Source organism: Microbacterium sp. NPDC059771 (assembly GCF_042732495.1).
In the GTDB taxonomy this organism is placed as follows: Bacteria; Actinomycetota; Actinomycetes; order Actinomycetales; family Microbacteriaceae; genus Microbacterium; species Microbacterium sufflavum.
In genome coordinates, this window is record NZ_JBHWHK010000001.1 from 863,005 (window position 1) to 883,410 (window position 20,406).

The 20,406-nt window shown below is 71.9% G+C and carries 13 protein-coding genes; 11 read left to right on the plus strand and 2 right to left on the minus strand.

Annotation, left to right across the window (positions count from 1 at the left end; genetic code table 11):
* The first annotated feature begins 143 nt into the window (after nucleotides 1–143).
* The 6 genes from ACFV3I_RS04160 to ACFV3I_RS04185 are packed head-to-tail and all read left to right on the plus strand — an operon-like array spanning nucleotide 144 to nucleotide 6,507.
* On the plus strand, nucleotides 144–2,429 hold the full coding sequence (locus tag ACFV3I_RS04160; RefSeq protein ID WP_136036760.1) for a carbon starvation CstA family protein: 2,286 nt from the start codon (nucleotides 144–146) through the stop codon (nucleotides 2,427–2,429).
* Nucleotide 2,430: 1 nt separating this feature from the next.
* Nucleotides 2,431–2,676 carry a YbdD/YjiX family protein gene (locus ACFV3I_RS04165; protein WP_205812761.1) on the plus strand — a complete coding sequence of 82 codons (246 nt, stop codon included), beginning with the start codon at nucleotides 2,431–2,433 and terminating at the stop codon, nucleotides 2,674–2,676.
* A 32-nt stretch (nucleotides 2,677–2,708) separates the two neighbouring features.
* A complete protein-coding gene (locus ACFV3I_RS04170) occupies nucleotides 2,709–3,905 on the plus strand; it encodes a sensor histidine kinase (protein WP_378822432.1) in 1,197 nt (398 codons plus the stop codon).
* 9 nt (nucleotides 3,906–3,914) lie between these two features.
* Entirely contained in the window at nucleotides 3,915–4,634 is a 720-nt protein-coding gene (locus tag ACFV3I_RS04175; protein ID WP_136030081.1) for a LytTR family DNA-binding domain-containing protein, read from the plus strand.
* Nucleotides 4,631–5,053: a hypothetical protein gene (locus ACFV3I_RS04180; protein ID WP_206251871.1), complete on the plus strand. Its 423-nt coding sequence runs from the start codon at nucleotides 4,631–4,633 to the stop codon at nucleotides 5,051–5,053. The genes ACFV3I_RS04175 and ACFV3I_RS04180 overlap by 4 nt, the downstream gene beginning before the upstream one ends.
* Entirely contained in the window at nucleotides 5,050–6,507 is a 1,458-nt protein-coding gene (locus tag ACFV3I_RS04185; RefSeq protein ID WP_136030082.1) for a cation acetate symporter, read from the plus strand. The genes ACFV3I_RS04180 and ACFV3I_RS04185 overlap by 4 nt, the downstream gene beginning before the upstream one ends.
* 124 nt (nucleotides 6,508–6,631) lie before the next feature.
* On the opposite strand, the gene ACFV3I_RS04190 is transcribed toward ACFV3I_RS04185, so the two are convergent.
* Nucleotides 6,632–7,549: a pirin family protein gene (locus tag ACFV3I_RS04190; RefSeq protein WP_378803314.1), complete on the minus strand. Its 918-nt coding sequence runs from the start codon at nucleotides 7,547–7,549 to the stop codon at nucleotides 6,632–6,634.
* Nucleotides 7,546–7,977: a GNAT family N-acetyltransferase gene (locus ACFV3I_RS04195; protein ID WP_136044177.1), complete on the minus strand. Its 432-nt coding sequence runs from the start codon at nucleotides 7,975–7,977 to the stop codon at nucleotides 7,546–7,548. The genes ACFV3I_RS04190 and ACFV3I_RS04195 overlap by 4 nt, the downstream gene beginning before the upstream one ends.
* A 95-nt stretch (nucleotides 7,978–8,072) precedes the next feature.
* On the opposite strand from ACFV3I_RS04195, the gene recQ reads away from it, so the two are divergent.
* The 5 genes from recQ to ACFV3I_RS04220 all read left to right on the plus strand — a co-directional run bounded on the left by recQ (nucleotide 8,073) and on the right by ACFV3I_RS04220 (nucleotide 20,380).
* Nucleotides 8,073–10,100 (plus strand): DNA helicase RecQ, encoded by a 2,028-nt coding sequence (gene recQ, locus ACFV3I_RS04200; RefSeq protein WP_241115053.1) that lies wholly within the window; start codon nucleotides 8,073–8,075, stop codon nucleotides 10,098–10,100.
* A 137-nt stretch (nucleotides 10,101–10,237) separates the two neighbouring features.
* The gene (locus ACFV3I_RS04205) at nucleotides 10,238–12,304 is read left to right on the plus strand and encodes an acyl-CoA dehydrogenase (RefSeq protein ID WP_136044762.1); all 2,067 of its coding nucleotides are present in this window, start codon (nucleotides 10,238–10,240) and stop codon (nucleotides 12,302–12,304) included.
* Nucleotides 12,305–12,439: 135 nt separating this feature from the next.
* The gene (locus tag ACFV3I_RS04210; protein ID WP_136030092.1) at nucleotides 12,440–13,486 is read left to right on the plus strand and encodes an NAD(P)-dependent alcohol dehydrogenase; all 1,047 of its coding nucleotides are present in this window, start codon (nucleotides 12,440–12,442) and stop codon (nucleotides 13,484–13,486) included.
* Between the two features lie 128 nt (nucleotides 13,487–13,614).
* Entirely contained in the window at nucleotides 13,615–14,184 is a 570-nt protein-coding gene (locus tag ACFV3I_RS04215; RefSeq protein WP_136030094.1) for a DNA-3-methyladenine glycosylase I, read from the plus strand.
* A 127-nt stretch (nucleotides 14,185–14,311) separates the two neighbouring features.
* Nucleotides 14,312–20,380, plus strand: a complete 6,069-nt coding sequence (locus ACFV3I_RS04220; protein ID WP_378822433.1) for an Ig-like domain-containing protein — start codon at nucleotides 14,312–14,314, stop codon at nucleotides 20,378–20,380.
* Nucleotides 20,381–20,406: the final 26 nt, after the last annotated feature.

The following is a 20,406-nucleotide window of genomic DNA, read 5'->3' on the forward strand; positions in this document are numbered from 1 at the left end:
CCATCGCCCGCCGGGGTACCGCGGGCGTCCGTTCATCGCGTGATCGACACCGCTCGTCGCACCGTCCGCCGATCGGCGCGCGACCGCGGGGCGGGCTTCCTAGCGTGGGAAGACGCAATGATGCGTCCACCGAGGAGAACCCCATGACCGCACCTTCGTCGCGCCGCCGCGACGGCGCCGGGCTCGTCGACGACGAACCCGTCATCGAGACCGACCCGACCCTCCCACCCGTCGCCCTCTCCGCCGAGCACGAGGCGAAGAGCCGCCGCTGGACCCTGCCGAAGATCCTGCTCTGGACGGCGATCGCCCTGCTCGGCGGCGTCGCCTGGGTGATGCTCGCCATCGTCCGCGGCGAGACCGTGAACGCGATCTGGTTCGTGTTCGCCGCCGTCTGCACCTACCTGATCGGCTACCGCTTCTACTCCAAGGTCATCGAGCGGTACATCACCCGCCCCGACGACCGCCGTGCGACCCCGGCCGAGGTCAAGCAGGACGGCAAGGACTACGTCCCCACCGACCGCCGCGTGCTCTACGGCCACCACTTCGCCGCGATCGCCGGCGCCGGCCCCCTCGTCGGCCCCGTGCTCGCGGCGCAGATGGGCTACCTCCCCGGCACCATCTGGATCATCGTGGGCGTCGTGCTCGCGGGCGCCGTGCAGGACTACACGGTGCTCTTCTTCTCCATGCGCCGTGGCGGTCGCACGATCGGCCAGATGGCGCGGCAGGAGCTCGGCAAGATCGGCGGCACGGCCGCGATCATCGCCTCGCTCCTCATCATGCTGATCATCGTCGCGATCCTCGCGCTCGTGGTCGTCAACGCCCTCGGCGAGAGCCCGTGGGGCGTCTTCTCGGTCGCGATGACGATCCCGATCGCGCTGTTCATGGGCGTGTACCTGCGGTACCTCCGCCCCGGCAAGGTGACCGAGGTGTCGATCATCGGCTTCGTGCTGCTGATGTTCGCGATCATCGGCGGCGGCTGGGTGGCCGGCACCGAGTGGGGGCAGGCGATCTTCCACCTCGACCGCACCACGATCGCGTGGGGCATCATCGTCTACGGCTTCATCGCCGCGGTGCTGCCGGTGTGGCTGCTGCTCGCGCCGCGCGACTACCTCTCCACGTTCATGAAGATCGGCGTGATCGTGATGCTCGCCGGCGCCATCGTGCTGGTGCGCCCCGAGATCTCGGTCCCCGCGATCAGCGTGTTCGGTGAGAACGGCATGGGCCCGGTGTTCGCAGGTCCGCTCTTCCCGTTCCTGTTCGTGACGATCGCGTGCGGAGCGCTGTCCGGCTTCCATGCGCTGATCGCCTCCGGCACCACGCCCAAGCTCGTGGAGAAGGAGCGGCAGACGCGCTTCATCGGCTACGGCGGCATGCTCATGGAGTCGTTCGTCGCGATCATGGCCCTCGTCGCCGCGATCTCCATCGACCAGGGCATCTACTTCGCCATGAACGCGCCATCCGCGGCGACCGGCGGCACGGTCGAGGGCGCTGTCGCGTTCGTGAACTCGCTCGGGCTGACGGGCGTGAACCTCACCCCCGACATGCTCACCGGCACGGCCGCCGCGGTCGGCGAGGAGTCGATCGTGTCCCGCACCGGTGGCGCCCCGACGCTCGCGCTGGGCCTCGCGCACATCATGCAGCAGGCCCTCGGCGGTCAGGCGCTCATGGCGTTCTGGTATCACTTCGCGATCATGTTCGAGGCGCTGTTCATCCTCACCGCGGTCGACGCCGGCACCCGCGTGGCCCGGTTCATGCTGCAGGACTCGATCGGCGCCTGGTTCCCGAAGTTCCGTGACGTGTCGTGGCGCCCCGGGGTGTGGATCTGCACCGCGATCATGGTCGCTGGCTGGGGAGCGATCCTCATCCTCGGCGTGACCGACCCGCTCGGCGGCATCAACACGTTCTTCCCGCTGTTCGGCATCGCCAACCAGCTGCTCGCCGCGATCGCGCTCGCCGTGGTGCTCGCGATCGTCGCCAAGCGCGGCCGCAGCTACTTCCGGTGGCTGTGGATCATCGCGCTGCCGCTCGCGTTCACCGCGGTCGTCACCATCACGGCCTCGCTCTACAAGATCTTCTCGCCGGTCCCGGCGATCGGATACTGGGCGAACCACTTCCGCTACCGGGAGGCGCTGAGCTCGGGAGACACCGCGCTCGGAGAGCCGCAGGTGCTGGAGGCCGTGATCCGCAACACCGCGGTGCAGGGCACGCTGTCGATCATCTTCGTGGTGCTCGCGATCGTCGTGATCGTCATGGCCGTGATCGCGACCGTGAAGGCCATCCGCCACGGCGGCGGAGAGAACACCGAGGACGCCCCCGTGGCCTCCCGGCGCTTCGCCCCCGCGGGCTTCCTCCCCGACGCGGAGGAGCGCGAGCTGGAGAAGCAGTGGGAGCCGATCCTCGCCGAGGAGCGCGCGGCCGCGCGGCACTGAGATGACCGACACCGTGCATCGGACGGATGCCGCGACCACCCCGCTGCGGGCGCTGTGGAGCGCCCTCGGCCGGGCCGGGCGCGGCATCCGCTGGTACATGACGACGCTGATGGGCGACACCGCGTACGCGACCTACGTCGCCCATCACCGCCGTCACCACCCCGACGAGGAGCCGCTGACCGAGAGGCAGTTCTGGCGGCAGCGCATGGACGACCAGGACCGCAACCCCGGTGCCCGCTGCTGCTGACGCCCTTCGTCTCGCGTCCCTAGGCTGAACGAATGAACGACGTCGTCCTCGCCGCGGTGCTGGGGGTGCTCGGCGGCATCGCGCTCACCGTGCTGCTGCTGCTCGCCCGCCGGTTCGCGCGGGGTGCCGCCGACCTCGGCAGTGACGCGGAGCAGGGAGCCCTGCGGGCGCTGCACCAGGCGAGTCTCGCCGCCCCGCACCTGCGCGGCGGGCTCGCCCGGCCCGATGCGGTGAAGGCGGCGCGGCACCTGCGGGTGCTGCTGGGCAGCGCCGCGGTCGCGATCGTGGGCACCGACGGCGGCGAGGAGTCCGGCGTCGTGTCCTTCGACGGCGCCTCGGACGGCTTGGAGTCGGCCGCGCGCCGCATCGCCGAGCGGGTGCGGGCGAGCGGCCGGCGGCAAGTGTTCCCCGCCCCGGCGAGGACCGATGACCTGGAGGCGGTGGGCGCCCCGATCGTCGTGGACGGGCGAACGATCGGCGTGATCGTGGCCTTCGCGTCGCCCGTGCGCGCGGCCCTCGTGCGCGCCGCAGAGGAGGTCGCCGACTGGTGCGCCGCACAGGTCGAGCTCGGCGGGCTCGACGCCTCCCGCGCGCAGCTCGCCGAGGCGGAGCTGCGGTCGCTGCGGGCGCAGATCTCCCCGCACTTCATCTACAACGCCCTCACCGCGATCGCCTCGTTCATCACGACCGACCCCGACCGCGCGCGCGACCTCGTGCTGGAGTTCGCCGACTTCACGCGCTACTCCTTCCGCCGCCAGGGAGAGTTCACGACCCTCGCGGAGGAGCTCGGCAGCATCCACTCGTACCTGGAGCTCGAGCGGGCCCGCTTCGGCGACCGGCTGCGGGTCACGCTGCAGATCGCGCCGGAGACCCTCGCCACGGTCATCCCGTTCCTGTCGGTGCAGCCCCTCGTGGAGAACGCGGTGCGGCACGGCCTCGAGCCGGGGGAGGGCGGCGGCGAGATCCGCCTCACCTCGCGCGACGACGGCACCCACACCGAGATCCTCGTGGAGGACGACGGCGTCGGCATGGACCCCGACGGGCTGCGGTCGCTGCTCACGGCGCGCGAGGACGGCTCCCACGTGGGGCTGCGCAACGTCGACACGCGCCTGCGACAGCTGTACGGCAGCAGCGGCGGACTGGTCGTGGAGACCAACACGGGCGCGGGTACCCTGGTGCGCATGCGAGTCCCGAAATCGCAGCCCCTGCACGACCCGGACGACGACTGAGGAGCCCGGATGATCGACGTCCTCGTCGCCGACGACGAGCAGCCCGCCCTCGACGAGCTGGTGCACCTGCTGCGCTCCGACCCGCGCATCGGCGAGATCCTCACCGCGACGAGCGGAGCCGACGCCCTGCGGCAGCTGTCGCAGCGCGCCGTGCGTCTCGCGTTCCTCGACATCCACATGCCCGGCCTGCTCGGCACCGACCTGGCCCGCGCCCTCCTCGGGCTCGCGGAGCCGCCGGCTGTCGTGTTCGTCACGGCCGACGAGGCCCGCGCGGTGGAGGCGTTCGAGCTGCGCGCGGTCGACTACCTCCTCAAGCCGGTGCGGCGGGAGCGGCTGCGCGGCGCGATCGACCGCGTCGATCAGGCCGCCGATCCGACGAAGGGCGACGACGAGGTGCTGTCGGTCACGGTCGGGTCGACCGTGCGGTTCGTGCGGCGCAGCGAGGTGCGGTGGGTGCGGGCACAGGGCGACTACGCGCGACTGCACACCGACGACGACGACCCCGGCCAGCTCGTGCGGATCCCCATGGCGGAGCTCGAAGCGCGGTGGGCCGACGCGGGGTTCCTGCGCATCCACCGCTCGACGCTCGTGCGCACGGCCGCCGTGACCGAGGCGCGGTTGTCCGGGGGAGAGCCGACGGTGGTGGTCGGCCGCACGGCCCTCCCGGTGAGCAGACGGCTCGTGCCCGCGGTGCGGGAGGCGCTCGTGCGCGGTGAGGCGCCGGCATGACCGGGTCTCCCGAGCGTGCGGCTCCGGAGCCCGCGGCGCGCGGCGCGGGGGAGCCCGCGAAGCGCGTGCGGGTCACGGCCGACCTCCCGCCCCGCGGCCCTGCGGCTCTCACGCGCGGCATCGCGCTGCCCGGGGCGCCGGTCGACGAGGCCGATGCGGTGTACGCCAGGGCGCTCCAGCGCAGTCAGCTGCGGCTCGCGCTCGGCACGGTCGCCGGGTTCGTGGTGGTCGTGGTCGCGATGACCCTGGCGATCGCGCTCGTGCCCGAGATCGACCGGGTCGTGCTGTGGGGCCTGCCGCTGTCGTGGCTGCTGCAGGCGTTCGCGTTCTACCCGGTCATCGTGGTGTTCGCGCTGCTGTATCTGCGCACGGCCGTCCGCAACGAGCGCCGCTACCGCGCCCTCCGGGACCGCGAATGAACGCGCTGCTCGACCTGCTCGGGGTCGCGCTGGTGGTGATCGCCACGCTGCTGATCGGCGTGTACGGCCTGCGGGTGTCGCGCACGACGAGCGACTTCTTCGTGGCGTCGCGCACCGTCCGGCCGGTGTGGAACGCCTCGGCCATCAGCGGCGAGTACCTGTCGGCCGGCACCTTCCTCGGGCTCTCCGGACTCGTGCTGCTCGACGGCGCGCGCGGCTTCTGGTTCCCGATCGGGTACGCGGCCGGGTACCTGCTGGTGCTGGTGTTCGTCGCGGCCCCGCTCCGGCGCAGCGGGGCCTACACGATCCCGGACTTCGTGGAGGCGCGGCTCGGGTCGGCCTCGGCGCGACGCGTCACGAGCCTCGCGGTGCTCGTGATCGGGTGGCTGTACATCGTGCCGCAGCTGCACGGCGCCGGCATCACGCTGGTCGTGGTCGCGGGGTTGCCGGAGTGGGTGGGCGCCGTGACGGTCGCGGTGCTCGTGGCGGCGTCGGTCGCGGCGGGCGGGATGCGCGCGATCACCTTCGTGCAGGCGTTCCAGTACTGGCTCAAGCTCACGGCGCTGCTGGTGCCGGTGGTGTGCATCGCCTTCGCGCTCGGCGGCGGACCGCACGCGTTCGACCCGGCGCTCGTGTTCCCCAGCGAGGCGGGCCCGTCCGGCTTCGACGCGTACGAGACCGCGTCGCTGCTGCTCGCGCTGCTGCTGGGCACGATGGGACTGCCGCACGTGCTGGTCCGCTTCTACACGAGCCCGACCGGGGCGTCGGCGCGGCGGACGACCGTGATCGTGATCGCGATGGTCAGCGCCTTCTACGCCGTGTCGAGCGCGATGGGGCTGCTCGCCCGCATCGCCGCTCCCGACCTCGCGGTGCCGGGGGTGGCCGACACGGTGGTGCTGCAACTGCCCTCGCGCGTGTTCCCCGGACCGGGCGGAGAGCTGCTCACGGCGCTCATCGTCTCGGGCGCGTTCGCGGCGTTCCTGGCGACCTCGGCCGGGCTCGTGGTGTCGCTCGCGGGAGTGATCAGCCAGGACGTGTTCTCCGGGTCCGTCCGCTCGTTCCGTCTCTCCGCGGTGCTGTGCGCGCTCGTGCCGCTCGGGGTCGCGCTGCTCACGGCGCCCGCGGGGCTCGTGTCGAGCGTGGGGGTGGTGTTCGTGGTGGCCGCATCGACGCTGTCGCCCGTGGTGCTGCTGGGCGTGTGGTGGCGTGGGCTCACGGCCCGCGGGGCGGTGGCGGGGATGGTGTGCGGCGGCGTCGCGACCGGGCTCGCGCTTCTCGTGCACGCCGTGATCGACGGGGTGGGGGTCGCGGCGCCGTACCTCGCGCAGCCCGCGGCGTGGACGATCCCGCTGGCCACGGCCGTGACGGTCGCGGTGTCGCTGCTCGATCCGCGCGGCCCGTCGCCGCGCACGGACCGCTTCCTCGCGCGCGTGCACACCCCCGAACGCGGCTGACCGGAGGGCCGAGGACGTGCGGGATCACGCCGTGGTGGCCGGGGGTCCGCGCGAGCGCCTGAATCCGAGCGTGCCCGTGCGGGTCAGTCCGTGCGGGTCAGAGGTGCGGGTCAGAGGGTGCGGGTCAGAGGGTGCGGGTGCGCGGCAGGAGCCGGACGGGCGGGAGCGGCGGCGCGGGGATGCGCACGTCGTGCCCCTCGACCGTCCCGAACCGCGGGGCCGCGGCCTCCCAGTCCTCGCGGGCGGCCGCGATCTCGTCGTGCGTGCGGCCGGCGAAGTTCCACCACATCACGATGTCCGACTCGAACGGCTCGCCGCCGAGCAGGAACAGCAGGGCGCCCTCGGTGCTGGTGACCTCGACCTCCGTGCGCGAATCGCCGAGGTACACCAGGGCGTTGCGCTGCATGGCGTGCTCGGACAGCGCGGCCTCGCCCTCGACCAGCAGCAGCGCGTGCTCCCACTCGGACCGCAGCGGCAGGCGCACGGTCGACCCGGCGGGCAGCGCGACCTCGGCGCCCACGATCGGGGTGTGCACGGTCGCGGGGGAGCGCGTCGCGGCGAACTCGCCGAGCACGACGGTCGCCGTGGCGTCGGGCCCCTCGGTCGCGGGCAGCTCGACGGTCGGCAGGTCGGTGTGGCGTTCGAAGCCGCCATCGCCGTGCCGCGCCGACTCGGGCAGCACGACCCAGAACTGCAGCGCGTCGAGGGGGATCGGGTCGTCGCCGACGGAGTACTCGGAGTGGGAGATGCCGTTGCCGGCCGTCATCAGGTTCAGCTGCCCGCGGCGCAGGTCGGCGTCGCTGCCGAGCGAGTCGCGGTGACGGATCTCGCCGACGAGGGGCCAGGTCACCGTCTGCAGTCCGATGTGCGGATGGGGTTCGACGCGCATGCGGGTGTCGGCTGGTCCGAAGCGGTCGAGGAAGCACCAGGCGCCGATGGTCGGCAGGTTGCGGTGCGGGAGCACGCGCAGCACGGTCATGCCGCGCACACCCCCGAGCGGCACGTCGCGGGGCTCGAGGACGAGGCGGCGCTGCCCGATCATTCCGCCCGTCCGGTGGGATCGTCGTCGGAGCCGCCGGCGGACTCCCGCGGAGCCGACTTGTCCTGCGCCGACTTCTCCTGCGCCGACTTCTCCTGCACTGCGGCGTCCGGTGCCGCCGCGCCCTGGACCTCGGCGGGACGCCGCGGCCAGCGGATCTCGGCGCCGGGCACCTCGTGCGTCTGCAGGTACTTCGCGATGTAGGGGCACAGCGGCACGATCGCGTCGCCACGCCCCGCCGCGTCGGCCAGGGCCTCGGCGGCGAGCTTCCCGGCGAGCCCCTGGCCCTGGAACGCCGGGTCGATCTCGGTGTGGATGAAGCGGATGGCGCCCGGCCTCAGCTGGAACTCGGCGAACCCGGCGAGCACGTCGTCGGAGCGGATCTCGTAGCGGGAGGCCTCGTCGTTGCGGGTCACGGAGATGTCGGTCATCGGGTGCTCCTTCGGGGTCTGGGTCCAACCTAACCCCGGTCGCGGTGGTGGGGACGGCCGCTGCCCGTGTCGGCCGGGGTCGTTACGCTGGAGGCATGCCGCAGACTCCCCGTGACCCGTACGAGGATCTGCCCTACGCCGATGAGCCCTGGGGCGACGGGTGGGAGCCGTCCGCGCCGCCGGAGCCGATGGACTGGGAGCCGCAGGGCGCGGGGTTCGAGCCGCCGCTCGACTGGGGTCCCGGTCCCACCACGCCGGTGACCGCGTCCCGTGCGCCGGCCGCGCCGGCCGTGCGCCGCGCGACGCCGAGCCGCTTCCCGACCGCCCGCGAGGCGCTGCACACGGTGTTCGGCTACGACGACTTCCGCGGCGATCAGGCCGCGATCGTCGAGCAGGTCATCGGCGGCGGCGACGCGGTCGTGCTCATGCCCACCGGTGGCGGCAAGAGCATCACGTACCAGGTTCCCGCGCTCGTGCGCGAGGGCACGGGCCTCGTGATCAGCCCGCTCATCGCCCTCATGCACGACCAGGTCGACGCGCTGCGCGCCAACGGCGTCAAGGCCGCGTACCTCAACTCCACGCAGTCGATCGACGAGCGCCGCGAGGTCGAGCGGGCCTACGTCGCGGGCGAGCTCGACCTGATCTACGTCGCCCCCGAGCGGCTGTCGAACGCGAACACCACGGCCCTGCTGCAGCGCGGCACCCTCAGCGTGATCGCGATCGACGAGGCGCACTGCGTGTCGCAGTGGGGCCACGACTTCCGCCCCGACTACCTCGCGCTGGGCGACCTGGGCGACCGATTCCCCGGCGTGCCGCGCATGGCGCTCACGGCCACCGCGACCCGGGCCACGCACAAGGAGCTCACCGAGCGGCTGCACCTCGACCGCGCGCAGCACTTCGTCGCGAGCTTCGACCGCCCGAACATCCAGTACCGCATCGTCCCGAAGGTCGACCCCCGCACGCAGCTCGTGCAGTTCATCCGTTCGCAGCCCGAGGGTGCGGCGGGCATCGTGTACGCGCTGAGCCGCAAGTCGGTCGAGCAGACCGCGACCGCGCTGGCGGCGAAGGGCATCGACGCGCTGCCGTACCACGCGGGGCTGCCGGCCGAGGTGCGGGCCGCGAACCAGTCGCGCTTCCTGCGGGAGGACGGCGTGGTGATGGTGGCGACCATCGCGTTCGGCATGGGCATCGACAAGCCCGACGTGCGTTTCGTGGCGCACATCGACCTGCCCAAGTCGGTGGAGGGCTACTACCAGGAGACGGGTCGCGCGGGTCGCGACGGCGAACCGTCGGTGGCATGGATGGCGTACGGCCTCGGCGACGTCGTGCAGCAGCGCCGGCTGATCGACCAGAGCCCCGGCGACCGCACGTTCAAGATGCGCATGGGGCAGCACCTCGACGCGATGCTCGCGCTGTGCGAGACGGTCGAGTGCCGACGGCAGAACCTGCTCGGGTACTTCGGCCAGGAGTCGCAGCCGTGCGGCAACTGCGACACGTGCCTCGACGACACCGAGACGTTCGACGGGCTGATCCCCGCGCAGAAGCTGCTGTCGACGATCGTGCGCCTCCAGCGCGAGCGCAATCAGGCCTTCGGCGCCGGGCACCTGATCGACATCCTGCGCGGCGCCTCGACCGAGCGCATCCGCCAGCAGGGGCACGACCGCCTCGCCACGTACGGCATCGGCGGCGATCTGTCCGACCAGGACTGGCGCAGCGTCGTGCGGCAGCTGCTCGCCCGCGGCATCCTCGTGGCGCAGGGCGACTACGGCACGCTCGCGCCGGGAGAGGCCGCGGCCGGGGTGCTGCGCGGCGAGACCCCGGTGCCGCTGCGCAAGGACACGATCGGCCGCGCGACCTCGACCCCGCGTGCCCGCAAGGCCAGCGCCGCGGACGCGCTCGATGCGGGCGACCGGGAGCTGTTCGAGGCGCTGCGGGCGTGGCGGGCCGAGACCGCACGCGAGCAGGGGGTGCCGGCGTACATCGTGTTCGGCGACGCCACGCTGCGCGCCCTGGCCGAGCACCGCCCGGCGTCCGCCGCTGACCTGGAGGGCATCACCGGCATCGGCGCGAAGAAGCGCGAGGCCTACGGCGACGGGGTGCTCGCGGTCATCGCCGCGAATTGAGGCCCGGCTGTCGCGAGCCGACAAGCCGGACGGGGCGCGACCCCCGAGGCTCTTGGAGGAAGGAGACAGCGGAGTTCTCCCCGGTTTGTGGCACACCTACCATGGAGGCACCGTCACTTCTCCGAGGAGGAACCCCCATGGTCGACGCTGCCGTCCGTCCTTCCACCGCCCCCGACGAGCCCCGTCGCGAGACGGAAGCTCCGCGCATCGATGTCGCCGCCGTCACCGACGCCCTGATGGGCACCTGGGCCGACGTGCGCCGTGAGGCCCGCGAGATGATCAAGGACCCGGCGTTCTGGCGTCAGGACGAGCTGGGCAAGGACGAGCACCGCGAGCGCGTGCTCAGCCAGCTGCACCTGCTGGTGGAGAACAAGGCCGTGCACCGCGCGTTCCCGAAGCGCTTCGGCGGCGAGGAGAACAACGGCGGCAACATCGCCGGGTTCGAGGAGCTCGTCGCCGCCGACCCCAGCCTGCAGATCAAGTCGGGCGTGCAATGGGGTCTGTTCGGCTCGGCCATCCTGCAGCTCGGCACGGCGGAGCACCACGAGAAGTGGCTGCCCGGCGTGATGGATCTGTCGATCCCCGGCGCGTTCGCGATGACCGAGATCGGCCACGGCTCCGACGTCGCGGCGGTCGGCACCACCGCGACCTACGACCCGGAGACGGAGGAGTTCGTCATCCACACGCCGTTCCGCGGCGCGACCAAGGAGTACCTCGGCAACGCGGCCCTGCACGGCATCGCGGCGACCGTGTTCGCGCAGCTCATCACGAACGGCGTGAACCACGGCGTGCACTGCTTCTACGTGCCGCTGCGCGGGGACGACGGAAAAGACCTGCCGGGCATCGGCCGCGAGGACGACGGTCTCAAGGGCGGGCTGAACGGCATCGACAACGGACGGCTCTCGTTCGACCGGGTGCGCATCCCGCGCACGAACCTGCTGAACCGGTACGGCGACGTGGCCGCGGACGGCACGTACACCAGCGCCATCGACAGCCCCGGCCGCCGCTTCTTCACGATGCTCGGCACCCTGGTGCAGGGGCGCGTGTCGCTCGACGGCGCCGCGTCCTGGGCGTCGGCGCTCGGCCTGTACATCGCGGTCACCTACGCCACCCAGCGCCGCCAGTTCGACGGGGCGGACGGCCAGGAGGTCGTGCTGCTCGACTACGGCAAGCACCAGCGCCGCCTGCTCCCGCGGCTCGCGACCACGTATGCGCAGATCTTCGCGCACGACGAGTTCCTGCAGAAGTTCGACGGCGTGTTCTCCGGGCGCACCGACACCCCGGGCGACCGGGAAGACCTGGAGACGCTCGCCGCGGCCCTCAAGCCGCTGTCGACCTGGCACGCGCTCGACACGCTCCAGGAGGCGCGCGAGGCGTGCGGCGGGGCGGGCTTCATGTTCGAGAACCGGCTCGTCGGCCTGCGGCAGGACCTCGACATCTACGTCACCTTCGAGGGCGACAACAACGTGCTCCTGCAGCTCGTCGGCAAGCGGCTGCTGACCGACTACGCCAAGCAGTTCCAGGGCAAGGACGCGGCGTACCTCGCCCGGTACGCCGTGGGCATGACCGCGGGGAAGGTGTTCCACGGTGCGGGCCTGCGCCAGCTCGGCCAGGCCGTGAGCGACTTCGGACAGGTCGCCCGTTCGGTGGAGCGGGGACTGCGCGAAGAGCAGCAGCACGACCTGCTCGCCGGTCGCGTGCAGCAGATGGTCGCGGACATCGCCGGGCGGCTGCGCGCCGCCGGGAAGGACAAGACGCTCGGCGCCGAGCTGTTCAACCAGAACCAGACCGAGCTGATCGAGGCCGCCAGGGCGCACGGCGAGCTGCTGCAGTGGGAGGCGTTCACCGACGCTGTCCACGCGATCGACGACCCGGAGACGCGGAAGGTGCTCACGTGGCTGCGCGACCTCTTCGGTCTGCAGCTGATCGAGAAGCACCTGGCGTGGCACCTCATCCACGGACGCCTGTCGACGCAGCGCGCCGCCGCCGTGTCGAGCTACATCGACCGGCTGTGCGCCCGGCTGCGTCCGCACGCGCTCGACCTCGTCGACGCGTTCGGGTACGAGCCCGAGCACGTGCGCGCGCCGATCGCGAGCGGGGCCGAGAAGCAGCGTCAGGACGAGGCCCGCGCCTACTACGCCGATCTCGCGGCGTCTGGTCGGGCGCCGATCCAGGAGAAGGCGCTGAAGAAGCAGAAGCGCTGACGCGGCTCGCCGTTCACCCACCCCTCGATCCCGCCCGGATCCGCCGCGATCCGGGCGGGATCGTCGCGTCCGGCGCGGTGCGTTGAGGAGGTGGGAACGGGCGTAGTCTCGGCAGGTACCGACCAGAGGAGCACCATGTCGTCCGTCATCGCCTACGCCGCCCCCGCCGAGGCCGCCCCGCTCGAGAAGACCGTGATCGAGCGCCGGGAGCTGGGGCCGCACGACATCCTCATCGACATCGCGTTCGCGGGCATCTGCCACTCCGACATCCACACCGTGCGCGGCGACTGGGGCCCGCAGCAGTACCCGCTGGCACCGGGTCACGAGATCACCGGCACGGTCGCGGCGGTGGGCTCCGAGGTCACGCGTCACGCCGTGGGCGACCGCGTGGGCGTGGGGTGCCTGGTGAACTCCTGCGGCGAGTGCCGGCAGTGCCGCCGCGGCGAGGAGCAGTACTGCGAGAACGGCGCCATCGGCACCTACGGCGCGGTGGACCGCGACGGCACGATCACCCAGGGCGGCTACGCGCAGCAGGTCGTGGTGACCGAGGGATTCGTGCTGCGCATCCCCGACGCGCTGCCGCTCGACGCCGCGGCCCCGCTGCTGTGCGCGGGCATCACCACGTATTCGCCGCTGCGGCACTGGAAGGTCGGCCCCGGCACGCGCGTGGCAGTGGTGGGCATGGGCGGACTCGGGCACATGGGAGTGCAGATCGCGCACGCGCTGGGTGCCGAGGTGACCGTGCTGTCGCAGACCCTGTCGAAGCAGGACGACGGCCTGCGGCTCGGCGCCGACCGCTACTTCGCCACAAGCGACCGCGAGACGTTCCGCGAGCTGCGCGGGTCGTTCGACGTGATCCTCAACACCGTGAGCGCCGCGATCGACCTGCGCTCCTACCTGGGGCTGCTCGACGTGGATGGCACGCTGGTGTGCGTGGGTGCGCCGCCGGAGGCCCTGTCGGTGAACGCGGGCTCGCTCATCGCGGGGCGTCGCTCGATCGCCGGGTCGAACATCGGCGGCATCAGGGAGACGCAGGAGATGCTCGACTTCTGCGCCGAGCACGGCATCACCGCGCAGATCGAGGTCATCCCCGCGTCGGCGATCAACGAGGCGTACGAGCGCGTGCTCGCCTCCGACGTCCGCTACCGCTTCGTGATCGACGCCGCCACCTTCGCCGCCTGACCGCCATCCGATCCCGCGCGACAGCTCCGTGCGGGATCGGAACCGCGCCGCGGCGGGGTCGGAGAGGCCCGCTTCCGATCCCGCATCCGGCGTGCGGGCGTGTCGGCGGTCGCCGGTAGCGTCGAGTCATGACCTCTCTCCTGATCGGCCCCGACCTCCGCGCGCGCTGCGCGTGGGTGGGCGACGACCCCGAGTACCGCCGCTACCACGACGAGGAGTGGGGCACCGCGCTGCACGGCGACCGGGCGCTGTTCGAGAAGATGGCGCTGGAGGGGTTCCAGGCCGGACTCTCCTGGATCACGATCCTGCGCAAGCGTCCGCGGTTCCGCGAGGTGTTCGCGGGGTTCGAGCCGGAGGCGGTCGCCGCGTTCGACGAGTCCGATGTCGAGCGGCTGATGGGCGACGCCGGCATCATCCGCAACCGCGCCAAGATCGAGGCCACGATCGGCAATGCGCGCCTCGTCCGTGCGATGGCGGAGGGGGAGCTCGACGCGCTCATGTGGTCGTTCGCCCCGCCGGCGACCGGCGCCCGGCCGAGCTCGTTCGCCGAGGTCCCGGCGGTGACGCCGGAGTCGACCGCGCTGAGCAAGGAGCTGCGGCGCCGGGGCTTCCGGTTCGTCGGACCGACCACGATGTACGCCCTGATGCAGTCCGCCGGGATGGTCGACGACCACATCGCGGGGTGCTGGCGGGCGTAGCTCCGACCGAGTGGGGAGATCTCCCCATCGAGCGATATTCTGCGACGTGGTTAGGATGTAGCAGTGTTCCGTGGGCCGTCGTGCCGCGGTGGAGTCAGTGTGAGACGACCCTGGGGGGGAACCGGGTATGAAGGCGTTGTCGTGGATGCGCGCGCGACCCAAGACGCTGGCGTCCGCCGCCGGGGTCACGGTGGGTGTGATCGCCCTCACCACGATGGCCTTCACGTATGAGGGCTTCCCCACCACCAAGGTCGACCTGAACGACGGTGGCGTCTGGATCACCAAGACCTCGAGCCTGCTCGTCGGGCACTTCAACCACGAGTCCACGATCCTCGACGGCGGGCTGCGCACCACCAGCGAGGACTACGACATCCTGCAGGACGCCGCGAACGTGCTGGTCGTCGACGAGAGCGCGTCCACCGTGACCGCGGTCGACCCGGCGCGCGTCTCGCTCGGCGACTCCGCGCTCATCCCCTCCACCGCCAAGGTCGCGCTCGGCGCGAACACCGCGGCGATCCTCGACCAGGACTCGGGCGACCTGTGGGTCGTGCCGGTCCGGGGCATCAACGCGTTCGAGATCGAGGCCGCGGAGCCCGTGGTCGAGCTCGGCGACGACTCCGACGTGACGGTCGCCCAGGACGGCACTGTGTTCGGGCTGTCGGGCGAGCGCGGCGAGGTCGTCACGGTCCCGGTCGACCCCGAGGGCGCGCCGCTCGACCCGTCCGCCGCGTCGGTGGGCGAGCTCGACCTGTCCGAGCGTCCGTCGATCACGGCGGTCGGCCGCACCCCGGTCGTGCTCGATGCGGCCGCCGGCGTCGTGACGAGCCCGGGTGGCTTCCGCACCGAGGTTCCGGGCGCCGCCGACGCCGTGCTGCAGCACGCCTCCGCCGAGACCGACGCGGTCGCCCTCGCCACGCCCTCCGCGCTGGTGCGCGTGCCGTTCGACGGCGGAGAGCCCGAGGAGACCTCGGCGGGAGCCGACGGCACGGCCGCGGCCCCCGTGTGGCTCCGCGGCTGCACGTATGGCGCGTGGGCGGGCTCGGCCACGTTCATCCGCGAGTGCCCGGGCGATGGCAACGACGTCAACGCCCCCATCGACGGCGCGGAAGACTCGTCGAGCCTCACGTTCCGCGTCAACCGCGACGTGATCATCCTCAACGACGCGGTCGGCGGCGCCGCCTGGCTCGCGAACGAGAGCCTGCAGCGCGTCGACAACTGGAACGACCTGACCCCGCCCGAGGGCGAGACCGAGAACCAGGACGACTCCACGGAGGAGACGGTCGAGACCACGCTGCCCGAGCGCAGCGAGGAGAACACCCCGCCCATCGCGGAGGACGACTCCTACGGCGTGCGACCCGGCGCGACCACGCTGCTGCCGGTGCTCGACAACGACAACGACCCCGACGGCGACGTGCTGGTCGCCGCGCTGGCCGAGGCGCAGCCGGGCATCGGCACGGTGCAGCCCATCAACAACGGCGGGGCGCTGCAGATCGCGGTCGACGAGAAGGCGTCGGGCACGGCCAGCTTCACGTACGAGGTCGACGACGGCCGCAAGGGCAAGGACACCGCGGTCGTCACCCTGACCGTGCGCGACTGGAGCGAGAACGCCGCGCCGGAGCCCAAGCGGAAGACCTCGCTGGCGGTGGAGACCGGCGGCACGATCTCGTACAACATCCTCCCCGACTGGATCGACCCCGACGGCGACGACATCTACCTCAAGGAGGTCATCCCCGCGCCGGGCGACGAGGTCGACTTCAGCCGCGACGGGCAGATGACGTACAAGGCGACCGCGAGCCTGCAGGGCCGCAAGGACGTGATGGTGACGGTCGCCGATGCGACCGGCGAGTCCACGTCCGCCACGATCGCGCTCGACGTGCGCCCGCAGGGCTCGACCAACCCGAAGACCAACGCCGACCACGTGGTGACCCGCGCGGGGGAGCAGATCACGGTCGCCCCGCTCACGAACGACACCAGCACGAGCCGGGAGCAGCTGCGCCTGAGCCGCGTGCTCGACACCGCGGGCGCCACGATCCAGCCCGACTTCCCCAACAAGACCTTCACGTTCCTGGCCCAGAACCCGGGCGTCTACTACGTGCAGTACCAGGTGACGACGGGGCCGAAGAACGGCGAGGGGCTCGTGCGCGTCGACGTGATGCCCGAGTCCGAGACCGACCTGCCGCCGGTCGCCGTGCGCGACGTGGCACTGCTGCCCACCGGCGGCGACGTGCTGCTGGGCGTGCTCAACAACGACACCGACCCCGCCGGCGGCATCCTCGTGGTGCAGTCCGTGTCGATGGACCCCAGCACGGGCATCTCGGTGTCGGTGCTGAACCACGAGACCCTGCGCATCACCGACCAGGGCGCGCTCGACGAGCCGGTGCGCATCGGCTACCGCATCTCGAACGGCTCGAAGTCGGCCGACGGCGAGGTCGTGGTCATCCCGATCCCCGCGCCGGACGAGATCCTGCCCCCGATCGCCAACCCCGACACGGCGACTGTGCGCGCGGGCGACGTCGTGACGATCCCCGTGCTCGACAACGACTCCCACCCGAGCGACGACGTGATGCACGTCGAGCCGGAGCTGGTCGAGACGGTCGACCCGGAGGACGGCGAGGCCTTCGTGTCGCAGGACGAGGTGCGCTTCAAGGCGGGCACCGAGCCGAAGACCGTCTACCTCACGTACGAGGTGGCCGACTCGCGTCAGCAGAAGGCCGCCGGCTACGTCACGATCCAGATCCTCCCGGTGGACGTGGAGAAGAACGCCGCCCCGCGTCCGCAGGACCTCACGGCCCGTGCGCTCGCCGGCAGCGAGGTGAACATCGCGGTGCCGCTCGACGGCATCGACGCCGACGGCGACTCGGTCGAGCTGCTGGGCATCGATTCGAGCCCGCGCAAGGGCCGCATCACGACCGTCGGACCCAACTACTTCACCTACGAGGCCGGCTCCGAGTCGTCGGGGGTGGACACGTTCACCTACCGGGTGCGCGACCGCCTGGGCAAGGAGGGCGTCGCGACGATCCGCGTGGGCGTCGCTCCGGCCGAGCAGATCAACCAGCCCCCGTACGCCGTGAAGGACGCCGTGGTCGTGCGGCCCGGCCGCGAGATCGCCGTCCCGGTGCTGGCCAACGACTCCGACCCCGAGGGCGACAAGGTCTCGCTCGTGAAGGACGGGCTCGAGGTGCCGGAGGGCCTGGAGGGCCGCGTCTCGGGCGACCGCGTGATCGTGAAGGTGCCCGACCGCGAGATGGAGACGTCGCTGCAGTACACGGTGAGCGACGCCCGGGGTGCCACGGCCACCGCGACCCTGCAGATCACGGTCGACGAGGACGTGCCGCTGCAGGCGCCCGTCGCCCGCGACGACCGGCTCCAGCCGTCCGACCTGAAGGACGGCGGGCTCTCGGCCGACCTCGAGATCCTCAAGAACGACGAGGACCCGGACGGCACCAAGGATCGGCTCGACGTGGAGGTGGGCGCGGGCGGCACGCTGCTGGAGAACGGCAAGGTGCGCGTCACCGTCACCGACGAGCTGCAGCTGATCCGCTACACCCTCACCGACCCGGACGGCCTCCAGGCGTCCGCGTTCATCTTCGTGCCGTCGCGCGACGGCCTGCGCCCGACCCTCACCTCCACCAAGCCGGTCGAGGTCGTCAGCGGCGAGACCAAGGACCTGCCCCTGTCGGAGTACGTCACGGTCGCGGGCGGCGGCGACGTGCGCATCACCGAGAAGGCGAAGATCAGCGCCAACAACGCGGACGGCTCGGACCTGCTCAAAGACGCGAGCACCCTGGTCTACACCTCGGCGCCCGGCTACTTCGGCCCCGACGCGCTCACGTTCGAGGTGACCGACGGCGACGGACCGGACGACCCCGAGGGGCGCAAGGCCACGCTGAGCATCCCGATCAACGTGCTGCCGCCGGAGAACCAGCAGCCCACGTTCATCGGCGGTCAGGTCAACGTCGCCCCGGGTGAGGACGCGACGCCGCTCGACCTCGCCGCCCTCACCGACGACCCCGACCCGGAGGACGAGGGCAAGCACGAGTACTCCCTCGTCGGCGGAGACGGCAAGGGCATCTCGGCGCGCATCGACGGCGACCGGCTGCTGGTCGAGGCGTCGTCGAACGCCAAGAAGGGCACCAGCGCCTCGCTCACGATCCGCGTGTCCGACGGCGAGACCGAGCCGATCGAGGGCACCGTGACCGCGACCGTCACGGCCTCCACACGGGCGATGCCCGCCGCCAACACCGACACGATCTCCGAGGCCGACGCCGGGAAGACCATCACGGTGCCGGCGCTCGCGAACGACTTCAACCCGTTCCCGGAGACCCCGCTGAAGATCGTCGGCGCGGTGACCGAGTCCGGTCGCGGTGAGGCCTCGTTCACCGAGGACGAGGTGCGCGTGACCCCGGCCGAGGGCTTCGTCGGCACGCTGGTGGTGCGCTACCGCGTGCAGGACGCGACGGAAGACGTGGACCGCGAGGTGAACGGACAGATCGTGGTCACGGTGCAGGACGTACCGGCGGCCCCGGGCACCCCGGTCGTGACGAGCGTGCAGGACCGCACCGTGGTGGTGTCGTACTCGGCCCCGTCGAACAACGGCGCTGAGATCACGAAGTACACCGTGAAGTCGGTCGGCGGCGGCGCGTACTCGAAGGAGTGCGCCTCCACCACCTGCACGCTGGACGGCCTGACCAACAACGTCGAGTACACGTTCCAGGTGACCGCGACGAACCGCGTCGGCGAGTCCGAGCCGTCGGGCGTCTCCGAGGTCGCGCGTCCCGACGCCCGGCCGGACACCCCGAACCCGCCGACCCTCGACTTCGGCGACAAGTCGCTCAAGGTCGCGTGGACGACGCCGACGACCCCCGGCTCTCCCGTCGAGCGGTACACGCTCGAGATCTCCCCCGCGCCGCCCTCCGGCATCACGCAGAAGGAGGCCACGGGCAACTCGCTCACGTGGGAGGGGCTGGAGAACGGCTCGAACTACCAGGTGCGCGTGCAGGCGCACAACCGCGCCCCCGACCCGTCGAGCTGGAGCGGCTGGTCGGCCTCCGAGATCCCCGCGGGACCCCCGCTCGCGGCCGGCGCTCCCTCCACGAAGGAGCTCGAGCCGGTGTCCGGCCAGGCGCAGATGCTCGTGAGCTGGAACCCGCCGGACAAGAACGGCGACGCGATCCGCGGGTACGAGCTCCAGGTGATCTCCGGCGGCCAGACGGTCCGCACCCTCACGCCGGGCGCGCAGGCGACCAGCCAGGCCGTGACCGTGCCGACGTCGGAGTCCGCGTACACGTACCGCATCCGCGCCTACAACAAGGCCGGCTGGGGCGAGTGGAGTGCGCCGTCGGCCCCGCGCCGCGGTGTGATCGCGCCCGGAGCGCCGACCAGCCTGACGGTCACCGCGGAGCTGGACAGGGCCCTCGACATCTCGTACCGGGAGGGCTCGCGCAACGGTGCCACGACGAACGAGGTCACGTACCAGTACCGGCTCAACGGCGGCAACTGGAACACCCTCTCCGGCACCCGCATCGGCGGTCTCACGAACGGCCAGAACTACCGCATCGAGGTGCGGGCGGTCGCGACCGTCGACGGCGTCACGTACGCCGGGGCCGTGTCGAACTCCGCGACAGGGAACCCGTACGGTGCACCGCGCCAACCCGCCGTGGACGCCATCGGCGGCGCGACCCAGGTGGAGCTGCGGTGGAACGCCAGCGGCTCCCCGAACGGCCGCGACATCAAGGTCGTGCAGATCAGCATCGACGGCGGCGGCTGGGAGAACGTCGGCATCTCCGGTTCGCGCACGGTCGGCAACGGCTACAACCAGGGCCACAGCATCCGCGTGCGTGCGCAGGACGCCGCGGGGCAGTGGACGCCCGAGAACTCGGCATCGGCGAGCTCCGGCCCGCCGCCCGCGCCGCGCGCCTGGGTCAGCCGAGGCACCGCCGGCTACTGGCCGGGGCAGTGCACCGACGGCACGTGCGCCAAGTTCGTCGTCAACACCCAGAACTTCCCCGCCGGCACCTACCAGGTGTGGTGCAACAGCAACGCGCCCACCGCGGGACCGCGGTTCGCCGGCGGCAGCAGCTGGTACATCCCCGCCAACGGCGCGGTCGAGCTCGGCTGCTTCCACGGTGCGGGCGGCCGCGGCTACGAGGTGTGGGTCACGATCGGCGGCACCGACTACGAACGACGCCCCTGGTAGCGGGCACCCCTTCCCCCGAGAGAGCA